This window comes from Burkholderia anthinoferrum, from assembly GCF_002925705.1.
In the GTDB taxonomy this organism is placed as follows: Bacteria; Pseudomonadota; Gammaproteobacteria; order Burkholderiales; family Burkholderiaceae; genus Burkholderia; species Burkholderia semiarida.
The window spans coordinates 32,098-44,780 of sequence record NZ_LFZP01000044.1; the positions used below are offsets into that span (position 1 = coordinate 32,098).

Genomic DNA, 12,683 nt, shown 5'->3' on the forward strand with positions numbered 1-12,683 from the left:
TCGCACCCGCCATGACGACGCCGCCCAGCCACCACCCCACCGCACCCGCGCCGGGCCCGCGCTGGGCCGAGCCGATCCGCAAGCGGCTCGTGGCCGGCATCACGCACCTGACGGTGGGTGGCGGCGGCCCGTCGATCGATCTCTCTTCACCGCCCGGCGACCCCGGGCTGTTCGGCCCCGACGCCGTCTGCTGGCGCGTGCATGCCGATTTCACGTCGATGATGACAGGCGGCATCGCCGCGCTGCTGCTGCAGGCGCTCCACCCGCTCGCGCTCGCGGGCGTCTGGGATCATTCGTCGTTCCGCACCGATATCCTCGGCCGTCTGCGGCGCACCGCCACGTTCATCACGGGGACGACGTTCGGCAGCCGCGCGGACGCGCTCGCGCTGATCGAGCGCGTGAAGGCGATCCACGCGCACATCTCGGGCAACGCGCCGGACGGCCGGCCGTACCGCGCCGACGATCCCGCGCTGCTGACCTGGGTGCATGTCGCGGAAGTGTCGAGCTTCCTCGCCGCGCATCTGCGTTACGTGAATCCGGAGCTGCCGGGCGAACTGCAGGACCGCTATTACGCGGAGACGGCGCTGATCGCCGAGCTGCTGGGCGCCCAAGCGGTGCCGCGTTCGCGCGCCGAGGTGGCGGCCTATCTCGCGCGCATGCTGCCCGAACTCGAAGCCGGGCCGCGCACGTTCGACGTGATGTCCATCCTGCTGAATGTGCCGGTCGCGAAGCCGGCGCTGCGGCCTGCCGCGTCGCTGGTGATGCATGCCGGAATCGACCTGCTGCCGCCGTGGGCGCAGCGCATGCTCGGCGTGTCGGCGTTCGCGCCGGTGCGGCGCGCGCTGGTCCGGCCCGGCATACGCGCGGTCGCGCCCGTGCTGCGCTGGGCGCTCGTCAACGGCGCGTCGAAGCGTGCGCGCCGCCGCGCGACGGCCGCCCCGTCCGACGGCGCCCCGCCTGGCTGACGATCCGTTTCTTCGGATCATTTCAATTTACCGTCAAATACCTGTGGCAAGCTGACACGCTCGCACCCGCGCACGGTCGCACGTCGGGCTCGTCACGCACGCCCGTGGCCCGCGCGGAGTTCCGCCTACCCGCTACGACACCCGATGCCCGTGATGCCACGCCTGCCGATCCGTTTCGCCCTTGCCGCCAGCCTGTCCGGCGTCCTCGCCCTCGCCGCGTGCGGAGGCGACGATGTCGCCGCCGTCGCACGCACGGACGCGCAACTGCCGTCCGGCAGCACGACGACGTCGGCTCCCACGCCGCCCGCAACCGCCACGCCGCAACCGGGCAAATGGAAAGCCGCCCGCGCCGGCGATCTGCTCGACGTGACGCTAGGCGATCTCCATCCGACGCAGGGTGCGATCGGCTACGACCAGATCTACTACAAGCTCGGCCGCTACGAACTGCAGCCCGACAAGAAGTTCGACGACTTCTGCGCGGACGAGGGCCTCGGCGGCATCGCATCGGGCGGTTACACGACCCGATCGTCGCTGCGCGATCCGGCCAGCTACACGTGCGCGACGACCGACGCGACCGCCCGCGACCGCTCGGTGCTGAACCCCGTCGTGATCGGCCCGAACGGCGATACGCTGTACCTGACCGACGGCCACCACGGCCTGTCGACTTACTACGAGACGCCCGACGGCGGCCCGGCGCTGCACGTGCACGTCGTCGTCAAGGACAACCTCGGCGACTACTCGGGCGACGCGTTCTGGCAGCAGATGCAAAGCCGCGGCTATCTGCGCCTGAAGGACGGCGAAGGCAAGCCGATCGCGACCGCGCAACTGCCGAGCGGCCTCGGCCTGACGCGCGGGATGACGAACGACCGCTACCGGTCGCTCGTCTATTTCACGCGCGACATCGGCTATAGCAAACCCGCGCAAGCAACCGACTACCTCGAGTTGTACTGGGCCGACTGGCTGCGTACGCAGCCGGGCACGTTCGCGCTGGCGAGCTACGACCTGACGCGCGGCGGCACGACCGATCCCGATCCGGCGAAGGCCGACACGGGCTACCTGAATGCGGTCTGGAATGCGTCTGCGCGGATGGTCGCGGCCACGGACCCGGTGATCGACGGCAAGACGGGCGCCGAGCTCGGGCGCGCCGATGCGATCAACGGCGGGAAGAAATACAGCAAGGGGGAATTCGACAAGCTGCGCCAGCCGATCACGGCCGACAAGCCCGGCAAGATCGCGTACGCGCTCGACTACAAGACGCGTCACGGGCTGCCGCAGTAAGGGTCACGCCGGAAGAAAGCACGACCCCGGGAGCCGGCCAGGCCGGACGCGATTGGCGTGCTCAGAGCACCTTGCGGTACCCGTCGTCATCGTCGCTCGCGGCTTCGAGATGCGACACGTCGGCCCACCGCACGACCTGCGCGCGACCATCGACGTAATCGACGACGTTGATGCTGGTGTTGAGCAGTTGATAGTTGCGCGGCGCCGACAGCTCGATCCCGTTCGCGAAGCGATACACGCAATCGAGCACGCCACCGTGCGCGACGCACGCGATCCGGCCGCCCGGATGCGCGGCGACGATCGGTTCGAGCGCATGCAGCACGCGGTGATAGAACTCACGCTGCGACTCGCCGCCCTCCGGCGCGAAACCTGGATCGCGCGTCTGCCACACCGCATACGCGTCCGGAAACAGCGCCTCGATCTCGGTACTGTCGTGCCCCTGGAACGCGCCGTACGAGCGTTCGCGCAACCCTTCGCGCAGCAGCAGCGGCAGCCCGAGCGCATCGGCGAACGGTTGGGCGGTCTGTTGCGCGCGCATCAGGTCGCTCGAATACACCGCATCGATCCGGGCGCCGTCGCGCGCCTCCCGTCCGAGCCGCGCCGCCAGCCGCTGCGCCTGCGCGAGGCCCGTGTCGGCCAGCGGGATGTCGATATGCCCCTGGATGCGTTTGATGCGGTTCCAGGCCGTCTCGCCATGGCGGATGAAAAGAATCTGCGTGGTGGCCATCGCGGCGCGCCTCCGGGAAAGAATCAGGGCCGCACTTGCAGCCAGAACGTCACGGGGCCGTCGTTGACGAGCGACACCTGCATGTCGGCGCCGAACTCGCCCGTCTCAACGACGGGATGGCGCGCCCGCGCGGCCGCGACGAAATAGTCGAACAGCCGCGCGCCTTCGTCGGGCGGCGCGGCCGGCGTGAAGCTCGGACGCAGCCCGCTGTTGGTATCGGCCGCCAGCGTGAACTGCGACACGAGCAGCAGCCCGCCCGCGCGGCCTTCGCCGTCGATGTTCGACACCGGCAGGTTCATCTTGCCGGCTGCGTCGCTGAACACGCGGTAGCCGAGCAGCTTCGCGAGCAGCTTGTCGGCCGCGGCCTCGGTATCGCCGCGCTCCGCGCAGACCAGCGCGAGCAGGCCCGCGCCGATCTCGCCCGTCGTGCGGCCGCCGACGCGGACGTCGGCGCGCGTCACGCGCTGGATCAGCGCGATCATGCGGTCAGCGTGACGCGTGCGAAGCGGCGCTTGCCAACCTGCACGACGAACTCGCCGGCCTCGACCTTCAGGCCCTTGTCCGACACGGTCGCGCCGTCGATCTTCACGCCGCCCTGCTCGATGTTGCGCAGCGCTTCGCTCGTCGACGGCACGAGGCCGGCCTGCTTCAGCAACTGGCCGATCGCCAGCGGCGCGCCGGCCAGCGTGACCGACGGAATGTCGTCCGGCACGCCGCCCTTCGCGCGGTGGTTGAAGTCTTCCAGCGCACGCTCGGCGTCGGCTTGCGAGTGGAACCGCGCGACGATTTCCTGCGCGAGCAGCACCTTGAAATCGCGCGGGTTGCGGCCGCCTTCGGCCTCGCGCTTGAAGCCGGCGATCTCGTCGAGGCTGCGGAACGACAGCAGCTCGAAGTAACGCCACATCAGCGTGTCCGAGATGCTCATCAGCTTGCCGAACATGTCGGTCGGCTTCTCGCTGATGCCGACGTAGTTGCCCTTCGACTTCGACATCTTCTCGACGCCGTCGAGGCCTTCGAGCAGCGGCATCGTCAAAATGCACTGCTGTTCCTGGCCGTACTGCTTCTGCAGTTCGCGGCCGACCAGCAGGTTGAACTTCTGGTCGGTGCCGCCGAGCTCGAGATCGGCGTTCAGCGCGACCGAATCGTAGCCCTGCATCAGCGGGTACAGGAATTCGTGGATCGAGATCGGCACGCCGCCCTGGAAGCGCTTCGTGAAATCCTCGCGTTCGAGGATCCGCGCGACCGTGTAGCGCGACGCGAGCTTGATCATCCCGTCCGCGCCGAGCGGCATCGACCATTCGCTGTTGTAGCGGATCTCGGTCTTGTCGCGATCGAGCACGAGCGCGGCCTGCTCGAAGTAGGTCTTCGCGTTCGATTCGATCTGCTCGCGCGTGAGCGGCGGGCGCGTCGCGTTGCGGCCCGACGGATCGCCGATCAGCGACGTGAAATCGCCGATCAGGAAGATCACCGTGTGACCGAGGTCCTGCAGCTGCCGCATCTTGTTCAGCACGACCGTATGGCCGATGTGGATGTCCGGTGCGGTCGGGTCGAGGCCGAGCTTGATGCGCAGCGGCGTGCCGGTGGCGGCGCTGCGCGCGAGCTTCTGCGCGAACTCTTCCTCGATCAGCAGCTCGTCGACGCCGCGCTTCGTGACGGCGAGCGCATGCCGGACTTCGTCGGTGATCGGGAAAACGGGCTTGGAACTGGGTTCGGTGCTCATCGGTGCCAGGAAGAATGTCGCAAAAACAGGGATTTTCCCATAACTTGCGCGCGCATCGCTTAACGACGCGTCGCGTTGCGCGGATAATCGGGCGCAAGGCGCGCGGCACCGGCCCGCGCCGCACGATTCAGGAGAATCCAACGTGCCGCAACGACAGCCGCAGCATGCCGATCCGGCAGACGGCATCTACTTCGGGCTGATGTCGGGAACCAGCATGGACGGCGTCGACGGTGTCGCCGTGCGTTTCGAGGCCGGCCGCGCGCCGGTCGTGCTCGCCGAAGCGTTCGTCGGCTTCGCGCAATCGCTGCGCGACGCACTGTTCGCGCTGCAGCAGCCGGGCGACAACGAGATCGACCGCGAATCGCTCGCGGCGAATGCGCTCGTCGCGCGCTATGCGGTGTGCTGCCATGAATTGCAGCGCACGGCCGGGCTGTCGCGCGACGAGATCCGCGCGATCGGCGTGCACGGCCAGACGGTGCGCCACCGCCCCGAGCGCGGCTACACGCGCCAGCTCAACAATCCGGCGCTGCTGGCCGAGCTGACCCAGGTCGACGTGATCGCCGATTTCCGCAGCCGCGATGTGGCGGCCGGCGGCCACGGCGCGCCGCTCGCGCCGGCCTTCCACGCGACGGTGTTCGGCGCGCCGGGCGAAACGCGGGTCGTGTGCAATCTCGGCGGGATCAGCAACATCACGATCCTGCCCGGCGCGGGCGGCGACGTGCGCGGCTTCGACTGCGGCCCCGCGAATGCGCTGATCGACGCATGGGCGACCCGCCATCTGGGCAAGCCGTACGACGACGGCGGAAAGTTCGCCGCACGCGGCGCCATCCACGCGGCGCTGCTCGATGCGCTGCTCGACGAACCGTATTTCACCGCGCCGCCGCCGAAGAGCACCGGGCGCGACCTGTTCAATCCCGCGTGGCTCGATGCGAAGCTCGCCGCGTTCCCGCAGGTGGCGCCGGAGGACGTACAGGCCACGCTCACCGCGCTCACCGCCGTCTCGGTGGCGCGCGAAATCGCGCAGCACGCACCGGGCTGCAAGGCCGTTTTCGTCTGCGGCGGCGGCGCACGCAATCCGGTGCTGCTCGACGCGCTTCGGCACGCGCTAGGCGAGGCCGGCGTGCCGGCCACCGTCGATACGACGGCCGCGCTCGGCGTGCCGCCGCAGCAGGTCGAAGCGCTCGCGTTCGCGTGGCTTGCGTACCGCTTCACCGCGCGCCAGCCCGGCAATCTCGCGACGGTCACCGGCGCGGCCGCCAACCGCGTGCTCGGCGCGCTCTATCCGCGCTGATGCGGTACCCGGCCTGTCGCGGGCGCTGCAGGACGAGCACGCATTAAAAAACGGGGCATGAAGCCCCGTTTTTCATTCCGGCGAACCGGCGCGGATCTGTCGTGCGCTCAGACCGAGAACGACGAACCGCACCCGCAGGTGGTGGTCGCGTTCGGGTTCTTGATCACGAACTGGGCACCGTTGAGGTCGTCCTTGTAGTCGATCTCGGCGCCGACCAGGTACTGGTAGCTCATCGAGTCGATCAGGAGCTGGACGCCGTTCTTGTCCATCACGGTGTCGTCCTCGTTGACTTCCTCGTCGAACGTGAAGCCATACTGGAAGCCCGAGCAGCCGCCACCCTGCACGAACACGCGCAGCTTCAGGTCGGGATTGCCCTCTTCGTCGATCAATTGCTTGACCTTGTCGGCCGCGGCGTCGGTGAAGACGAACGGCAGCGGCATATCGGTCGTCGTTGCTGCGGATTCGGTAACAGCGTTCATTCGAACTCTCCAAAAAGCTTTAGCCGCTATTGTAGGGCCGATCAGAAGATCGTGCTGATGTCCATGAAATCAATAGGTTCTTGTCGATTTCGTCAAGCGTGCCCACGCGCGCGGCCGCCACGGCGGCCCGGGCGCGGGTAAACCAGCGGGCATAAAAAAACCGCCAGCGTGAAAGCTGGCGGTTTTTCCGGCGGACGCCGCCCGGAAGCGGCGAGGCCATGAAGCGGAATTAACGCTTCGAGAACTGCTTCGCGCGGCGTGCCTTGCGCAGACCGACCTTCTTACGCTCGACTTCACGTGCATCGCGCGTGACGAAGCCTGCGTTCGACAGCGACGGCTTCAGCGTCGCATCGTAGTCGATCAGTGCACGGGTGATGCCGTGGCGCACTGCGCCTGCCTGACCCGTTTCGCCGCCGCCGTTGACGTTGACCTTGATGTCGAACGTCTGGCCGTGGTTCGTGAGTTCCAGCGGCTGGCGCACGATCATCAGCGACGTTTCGCGCGAGAAGTAGTCAGCGATGGGCTTGCCGTTGACGATGATGTCGCCCTTGCCAGCCTTGATGAAGACACGTGCGACTGCGCTCTTGCGGCGGCCCGTGCCGTAGTTCCAGTTACCGATCATGTGGGCTCCCCTTAGATCTCGAGCGCCTTCGGCTGTTGAGCCGAATGCGGATGCGTCGCTTCTGCGTAGACCTTCAGCTTCTTGATCATCGCGTAGCCGAGCGGGCCCTTCGGCAGCATGCCCTTGACCGCCTTCTCGAGCGCGCGGCCCGGGAAGCGTTCCTGCATCTTGCCGAACGTCGTTTCATAGATACCGCCCGGGTAGCCCGAGTGACGGTAGTACTTCTTGTCCAGCGTCTTGTTGCCCGTGACCTTCAACTTGCTCGCGTTGATGATGATGATGAAATCACCAGTGTCGACGTGCGGGGTGAACTCAGGCTTGTGCTTGCCGCGCAGACGGCGTGCCACTTCGCTGGCAACACGGCCGAGAACCTTATCCGTCGCGTCAATCACGTACCATTCGCGCGTCACCTCATGGGCTTTTGCGGAAAACGTCTTCATGATCGATCCAAAAAAAATGCTTTGCCCGATGTGTTCTTCCTGCTTGTCTGTGTGCGCTTCGAGGCGCGGTGCAGGCTCTCCCTGTTCTTTTTCCGTGGGCATGAATGCGGAAAAGCCCTGAATTATAAAGGAAATACGGCTGCGTGGTCAAAGAGAATCCACGCCCCGTGTTCGCGGCGGCCGAAATGGGCCAAAATTCGATCGTGCCCCGACAAGCCAGGCGAACCGAGCGCCTGAGGCGGCACCCATCGACGCGCGGCACATGACCTTGCCGCGCCAGACCGGCCGAACCCGAAAAACAACAAACCAGCATGATGAAACAACGACTCACGCCCTTCCTCGCGGCCGCCCTGGTGGCCGCGGCGGCGCCCGCCGTCGCCGCCGGCTCCGGCTGCGAAGCCAAGCTCGAGGCGCTCGATGCACGCATCGCCGAAGCCCGAACCGCCCATGCCGAAGACCGCATCGCGCGCCTGCGCGCGGTGCGCGAACGCGTGCGCCACTTCTGCGCACGCGGCCACGGCGACGCATCGGCTGCCCATGCGCCGGCGACCGATGCCGGCTCGCGCGGCACGCCGCCCGACGCGACGTCGCAGCCGGCCGCGCGACAGCCGGCGTGACGATCGCGGCGCACACAAACCGTGCGCCGACGTTTGCATGGGACGAAAAAAAGCCCGAACGGCTGGTTCGGGCTTAATCCACCTTAGGAGGAGGGTGGAGGAGACATTCGGAGGTTGCCGCAGCGCGACAACCAATGGATCTCATTATACGAATGCCCCGCCGACTTCGCAAGAAAATTTGCATTGCGAAATAGGATCTCACGATACGAGATATCGACCGACGCGTTCATAAAAACAAATTCCTGTTGCAAATCAAAGGCATAAATACGTCAGACATGATTCAAAATCGCCCGCACCTAGAGCAAAACCCCTAAATCCGACAGGGAAATCGCCACGCGTCGCTCCGCTCGCGAGGCACGGGCATTGCACGTCGTGCAGCGCATCAGCCGACCGTTGCGCCACGGGCTACAATGCCGGATCGAATCCGAATCAGGCAACGCTGGAGTGCAAGCATGGAATGCAAAGTAAGCTGGATGGGTCAGGACGGCATGGCGTTTTCCGCCGAGACCGGCAGCGGCCATCTCGTCACGATGGACGGCGCGCCCGAAGGTGGCGGCCACAACCTCGCGCCGCGTCCGATGGAAATGGTGCTGCTCGGCACCGGCGGCTGCACGGCCTATGACGTCGTGCTGATCCTGAAGAAGAGCCGCCAGGAAGTGACCGGCTGCTCGGTCACGCTGAAGGCCGAGCGCGCGAGCGAGGATCCGAAGGTGTTCACGAAGGTGCATTTCCACTTCACGGTCACGGGCCGCAACCTGAACCCGGCCACGGTCGAGCGCGCGATCAACCTGTCGCACGACAAGTACTGCTCGGCGTCGATCATGATCGCGAAGACGGCCGAACTCACGCATTCGTTCGACATCGTCGCCGCCTGAGCACAGGGCGCGCGCATGAAAAAAGGGCCGGCGCCCCGTGGGAGCGCCGGCCCTTTCGCATTCGAACGGCAAAGCAGGCCGATAAGCCGGATTCTGTGCACGCTGCGCACCGGAGCGCGCAACGCGTGGCAGTCATTCCTCTAGGCGCGCCATTGCTGACGCGCTCAAGCTTCCTACCCGCAGACGAGACGGGGGCCCCGTCCTGCATCCGAAGATGCGCGCCTGCCTACTTGGAATTGCTCCGGGTGGAGGTTACCGTGCCGGCGAACGTCGCCGTCGCCGCGGTGCGCTCTTACCGCACCGTTTCACCCTTACCTGATCCCGGCTTGCGCCGGGCCATCGGCGGTTTGCTTTCTGTTGCCCTGTTCCGCGTGTCGCCACGGATGGCCGTTAGCCATCACCCTGCCCTGTGGAGTCCGGACTTTCCTCGCCCCCGCGCGCCCGAAGACGTCGAGGCCGCGACTGCCTAGCCTGCTTTGCGACGCGCATTTTAGCACTGCGCGCCGCCGTCGGCAGCGCGCGAGCGGCGGCCGCGGCGAAACACGGCCGGATCGTCGTAGAACGCAGGGTCGGCGTTCGCCGCGCACCAGCCCGGCACGCCGAGCACCGGCAGCGGCGCGAAATCGCGGGGCGTCAGCGCGTGCGTCGCGAGTTCGGCGGCGATTCGCGCGTCGACGTGCGCGATCCGTTGCGCGTCGGGCCATGAAAAATAGTGGGCGCTCACTTCGATGATCCATGCATGCGCGGTGCAGGACTTGTAAGGCGCGACGAGCTGTTCGAGCAGCGCGTGGCCGACGAGCCGCGCCTCGCAGCGCGTGCCCCACGCATCGCGCGCGGCCACCAGCAGCCGCGCCCAGTCGAAGCCGCGCAGCGCATCGGCGAGCGTGCGCTCGGCGGTGACGAACAGCGCGCCATTCTCGTCGAACAGCGTGAGTGCATCGCGCAACGTGCCGCGTACGGGGCCGACGCCGCCCGCCGCGTCGATCGCGGCGGCCTGGCGTGCGTTCAGCGCGGCCTTGGTGCGCGGGTACGCGAACCAGACGAGCGCGTTGAAGAAGTCGTGAAGATTGTGGCGGGTCGGCACGCCGCCGGTGCCCGCGATATGGGTCTCGTACGCGACGCCGGGCGGCAGCCCGGCCTGCGGCACGAAGCGCAGCGGCCTGCCGCGACCGGTGACGCGATCGCCGCCTCGCGACACGCCGGCCAACGCGCCGTTCAACGCATCGAGCAGCGCGGCCTCGCCCGCACGGGCGGCCGCCTGCCACACGCGTCCGGGCTCCGCGTATGGCGCGAGCCACGGCGCGGACCAGTCGATCCGCGCGAAATCCGCCGCCGGGCGCCCGGCCGCGGGGCCGGATCCGCGCGGCGGCGCGCCGCTCACACGAGCTTCCAGCCGATCGTCTCGCCGCCGCGCAGCGGCACGACCGGCGTGTCGCCCGCGAAGATCTCGCGCGGCAGCTCCCATGCCTCGCGGCGCAGCGTGACCGTCTCCGCGCTGCGCGGCAGCCCGTAGAAATCGGCGCCGAAGAAGCTCGCGAAGCCTTCCAGCTTGTCGAGCGCGCCGGCCGTGTCGAACGCTTCCGCGTACAGTTCGAGCGCGTGCAGCGCCGTATAGCAGCCCGCGCAGCCGCACGCGGTTTCCTTCGCGCCGCGCGCGTGCGGCGCGCTGTCGGTGCCGAGGAAGAAGCGCGGGTTGCCCGACGTCGCGGCCTCGACCAGCGCCACGCGATGCGTCTCGCGCTTCAGCACCGGCAGGCAGTAGTAATGCGGGCGAATCCCGCCGACGAACAGCGCGTTGCGGTTGTACAGCAGGTGATGCGCGGTGATCGTCGCGCCGAGCAGGCCGGGCGCCGCGTCGGCATCGCGCACGTAATCGGCCGCGTCCTTCGTCGTGATGTGCTCGAACACGACCTTCAGGCCCGGGAAATCGCGGCGCAGCGGCGTCATCACGCGGTCGATGAACACCTTCTCGCGGTCGAACAGGTCGATCGACGCATCGGTCACCTCGCCGTGCACGAGCAGCGGCATGCCGGCTTCCTGCATCGCCTCGAGCGTCTTCGCGCATTTCGCGAGATCGGTGACGCCGTGGTCGGAATTCGTCGTGGCGCCTGCCGGGTACAGCTTCACGCCGTGCACGAAGCCGCTTTCGCGCGCGCGGCGGATTTCGTCGGGCGGCGTGTTGTCGGTCAGGTACAGCGTCATCAGCGGTTCGAACGTCATCCCGGCCGGCAGCGCGGCGAGGATGCGCTCGCGATAGGCCTGCGCCTGCGCGGTGGTCGTGACGGGCGGCTTCAGGTTCGGCATGACGATGGCGCGGCCGAACTGGCGGGCGGTGTGCGGCAGCACGGCGGCGAGCATGTCGCCGTCTCGCAGGTGCAGGTGCCAGTCGTCGGGACGGGCGAGCGAAAGCGTCGCCGGGGAAGAAGCGTTCGAGGCAGTCATAGGAGGCGTCGTGAGGAACGGGCTTGCCATCGGCGGGGCCGGAACGCGCGTGCGCGGGCCGACTGACGGCAAACCGCAACACGGGGCCTTTGGCCAGCGGAATCCGCTTTTTACCGCTCAGGGCTCGGTGATATGCTAGAAGCCGCATTGTACCGGGGTTCGCCCGGTTCGTTACCCCCGCTTCAGCCTGCCGCCCCACGTAAAATGTGCCAACTCCTTGGAATGAACTGCGCCGCGCCGACGGACGTCACATTCTCCTTCACAGGTTTCGCGGCCCGGGGCGGGCTCACCGATCACCATGCCGACGGCTGGGGCATCGCGTTCTTCGAGGACAAGGCCTGTCGCCTCTTCATCGATCACCAGGCATCGGCCACGTCGCCGATCGCCGAAATGGTGAAACGCTACCCGATCAAGTCCAAGAACACGATCGCGCACATCCGCAAGGCGACGCAAGGGCACATCCTGCTCGAGAACAGCCATCCGTTCATGCGCGAGCTGTGGGGCCGGCACTGGATCTTCGCGCATAACGGAGACCTGCAGGACTACGCGCCGGACATGGACGGCAGCGTCTATCATCCGGTCGGCACGACCGACAGCGAACAGGCGTTCTGCGTGCTGATGCAGGGGTTGCGCGAGGCCTTTCCCGGCGCGCAGCCGCCGCTGCCCGAGCTGTTCGAGCGGCTCGGCGAACTGACGCGCGGCATCACCGATCACGGCGTGTTCAACTTCCTGATGTCGAACGGCCAGGCGCTCTTCGCGCACTGCTCGACGCGGCTGCACTACCTCGTGCGGCGCTGGCCGTTCTCGACCGCGCATCTCGTCGACGAAGACCTGTCGATCGATTTCGCGAAATACACGACGCCCGAGGATCGCGTCGCGGTGATCGCGACGCAGCCGCTCACCGACAACGAGGTCTGGACCGCATTCGAGCCGGGCGAGCTGATCATGTTCCAGTGCGGCGACGTCGCCGCGCGGATGCGGATTCCGGTGCCCGAGCGCGTGCTCGAGAAGCTGCGCAACCCGTCGCTCGACGCGTCGGCATCGGCGCCGCGCACGGCGGTTCGCGAAGCGCTCGCCACCGCGGCCGACGGCGACTCCGACGACGCGATCGATTTCTGAAACCCGGCGCGGTACCGGCCGCGCCTGCTTTCTGCTCGTTTCCTGCCTGCTGCGCGGAGTTCATGCCGCGCAACCGGCCACGCCCGCCATCGGCGCAAATCGCCCGCT

The 12,683-nt window shown here is 67.5% G+C and carries 14 protein-coding genes and 1 other RNA gene; 6 read left to right on the plus strand and 9 right to left on the minus strand.

The window, feature by feature from the left end:
- The first annotated feature begins 11 nt into the window (after nt 1-11).
- Nucleotides 12-965, plus strand: a complete 954-nt coding sequence (locus C5F75_RS15760) for an oxygenase MpaB family protein (RefSeq protein WP_104012435.1) — start codon at nt 12-14, stop codon at nt 963-965.
- 144 nt (nt 966-1,109) lie between these two features.
- Nucleotides 1,110-2,243, plus strand: a complete 1,134-nt coding sequence (locus tag C5F75_RS15765; protein ID WP_407641351.1) for a ParB/Srx family N-terminal domain-containing protein — start codon at nt 1,110-1,112, stop codon at nt 2,241-2,243.
- A 61-nt stretch (nt 2,244-2,304) separates the two neighbouring features.
- On the opposite strand, the gene C5F75_RS15770 is transcribed toward C5F75_RS15765, so the two are convergent.
- From C5F75_RS15770 to tyrS, 3 genes are read right to left on the minus strand one after another with little or no spacing between them, the layout of a single operon-like run.
- Nucleotides 2,305-2,970 carry a histidine phosphatase family protein gene (locus tag C5F75_RS15770; RefSeq protein ID WP_104012436.1) on the minus strand — a complete coding sequence of 222 codons (666 nt, stop codon included), beginning with the start codon at nt 2,968-2,970 and terminating at the stop codon, nt 2,305-2,307.
- 23 nt (nt 2,971-2,993) lie between these two features.
- Entirely contained in the window at nt 2,994-3,452 is a 459-nt protein-coding gene (gene dtd / locus C5F75_RS15775) for a D-aminoacyl-tRNA deacylase (protein ID WP_006483442.1), read from the minus strand.
- Entirely contained in the window at nt 3,449-4,690 is a 1,242-nt protein-coding gene (tyrS, locus tag C5F75_RS15780) for a tyrosine--tRNA ligase (RefSeq protein ID WP_059581097.1), read from the minus strand. The genes dtd and tyrS overlap by 4 nt, the downstream gene beginning before the upstream one ends.
- Before the next feature lie 142 nt (nt 4,691-4,832).
- Between tyrS and C5F75_RS15785 the strand changes: the two genes are divergently transcribed.
- On the plus strand, nt 4,833-5,981 hold the full coding sequence (locus C5F75_RS15785; protein WP_089464541.1) for an anhydro-N-acetylmuramic acid kinase: 1,149 nt from the start codon (nt 4,833-4,835) through the stop codon (nt 5,979-5,981).
- Nucleotides 5,982-6,088: 107 nt separating this feature from the next.
- Here C5F75_RS15785 and erpA read toward each other — a convergent pair whose 3' ends face one another.
- The 3 genes from erpA to rplM all read right to left on the minus strand — a co-directional run bounded on the left by erpA (nt 6,089) and on the right by rplM (nt 7,522).
- Nucleotides 6,089-6,460 carry an iron-sulfur cluster insertion protein ErpA gene (gene erpA, locus C5F75_RS15790; protein ID WP_034187117.1) on the minus strand — a complete coding sequence of 124 codons (372 nt, stop codon included), beginning with the start codon at nt 6,458-6,460 and terminating at the stop codon, nt 6,089-6,091.
- 229 nt (nt 6,461-6,689) lie between these two features.
- Nucleotides 6,690-7,082, minus strand: a complete 393-nt coding sequence (rpsI, locus tag C5F75_RS15795; RefSeq protein WP_011883283.1) for a 30S ribosomal protein S9 — start codon at nt 7,080-7,082, stop codon at nt 6,690-6,692.
- A gap of 11 nt (nt 7,083-7,093) precedes the next feature.
- On the minus strand, nt 7,094-7,522 hold the full coding sequence (gene rplM, locus C5F75_RS15800) for a 50S ribosomal protein L13 (protein ID WP_009687896.1): 429 nt from the start codon (nt 7,520-7,522) through the stop codon (nt 7,094-7,096).
- A 311-nt stretch (nt 7,523-7,833) separates the two neighbouring features.
- Here rplM and C5F75_RS15805 point away from each other — a divergent pair, with 311 nt between their 5' ends.
- Complete coding sequence (locus tag C5F75_RS15805; RefSeq protein ID WP_059581090.1) at nt 7,834-8,139, plus strand: DUF1090 family protein; 306 nt, start codon at nt 7,834-7,836, stop codon at nt 8,137-8,139.
- Between the two features lie 410 nt (nt 8,140-8,549).
- Complete coding sequence (locus tag C5F75_RS15815; protein WP_012492957.1) at nt 8,550-9,014, plus strand: OsmC family protein; 465 nt, start codon at nt 8,550-8,552, stop codon at nt 9,012-9,014.
- A gap of 66 nt (nt 9,015-9,080) precedes the next feature.
- Here C5F75_RS15815 and rnpB read toward each other — a convergent pair.
- From rnpB to pyrC, 3 genes are all read right to left on the minus strand, one after another.
- Nucleotides 9,081-9,492: RNase P RNA component class A (gene rnpB, locus C5F75_RS15820), an RNA gene on the minus strand.
- Nucleotides 9,493-9,504: 12 nt separating this feature from the next.
- On the minus strand, nt 9,505-10,395 hold the full coding sequence (locus C5F75_RS15825; RefSeq protein WP_059581087.1) for a DUF3025 domain-containing protein: 891 nt from the start codon (nt 10,393-10,395) through the stop codon (nt 9,505-9,507).
- Nucleotides 10,392-11,456, minus strand: a complete 1,065-nt coding sequence (gene pyrC, locus C5F75_RS15830; protein WP_059581085.1) for a dihydroorotase — start codon at nt 11,454-11,456, stop codon at nt 10,392-10,394. The genes C5F75_RS15825 and pyrC overlap by 4 nt, the downstream gene beginning before the upstream one ends.
- A gap of 204 nt (nt 11,457-11,660) precedes the next feature.
- On the opposite strand from pyrC, the gene C5F75_RS15835 reads away from it, so the two are divergent.
- Complete coding sequence (locus C5F75_RS15835) at nt 11,661-12,575, plus strand: class II glutamine amidotransferase (RefSeq protein WP_180278186.1); 915 nt, start codon at nt 11,661-11,663, stop codon at nt 12,573-12,575.
- The last annotated feature ends 108 nt before the right edge of the window (nt 12,576-12,683 follow it).

Bases quoted from the DNA above. Each gene is read 5' to 3' on its own strand.
- C5F75_RS15760 (WP_104012435.1), top strand. From the start codon at position 12: ATGACGACGCCGCCCAGCCACCACCCCACCGCACCCGCGCCGGGCCCG.
- C5F75_RS15765 (WP_407641351.1), top strand. From the start codon at position 1,110: ATGCCCGTGATGCCACGCCTGCCGATCCGTTTCGCCCTTGCCGCCAGC.
- C5F75_RS15770 (WP_104012436.1), bottom strand. From the start codon at position 2,970: ATGGCCACCACGCAGATTCTTTTCATCCGCCATGGCGAGACGGCCTGG.
- dtd (WP_006483442.1), bottom strand. From the start codon at position 3,452: ATGATCGCGCTGATCCAGCGCGTGACGCGCGCCGACGTCCGCGTCGGC.
- tyrS (WP_059581097.1), bottom strand. From the start codon at position 4,690: ATGAGCACCGAACCCAGTTCCAAGCCCGTTTTCCCGATCACCGACGAA.
- erpA (WP_034187117.1), bottom strand. From the start codon at position 6,460: ATGAACGCTGTTACCGAATCCGCAGCAACGACGACCGATATGCCGCTG.
- rpsI (WP_011883283.1), bottom strand. From the start codon at position 7,082: ATGATCGGTAACTGGAACTACGGCACGGGCCGCCGCAAGAGCGCAGTC.
- rplM (WP_009687896.1), bottom strand. From the start codon at position 7,522: ATGAAGACGTTTTCCGCAAAAGCCCATGAGGTGACGCGCGAATGGTAC.
- C5F75_RS15805 (WP_059581090.1), top strand. From the start codon at position 7,834: ATGATGAAACAACGACTCACGCCCTTCCTCGCGGCCGCCCTGGTGGCC.
- C5F75_RS15815 (WP_012492957.1), top strand. From the start codon at position 8,550: ATGCCGGATCGAATCCGAATCAGGCAACGCTGGAGTGCAAGCATGGAA.
- pyrC (WP_059581085.1), bottom strand. From the start codon at position 11,456: ATGACTGCCTCGAACGCTTCTTCCCCGGCGACGCTTTCGCTCGCCCGT.
- C5F75_RS15835 (WP_180278186.1), top strand. From the start codon at position 11,661: ATGTGCCAACTCCTTGGAATGAACTGCGCCGCGCCGACGGACGTCACA.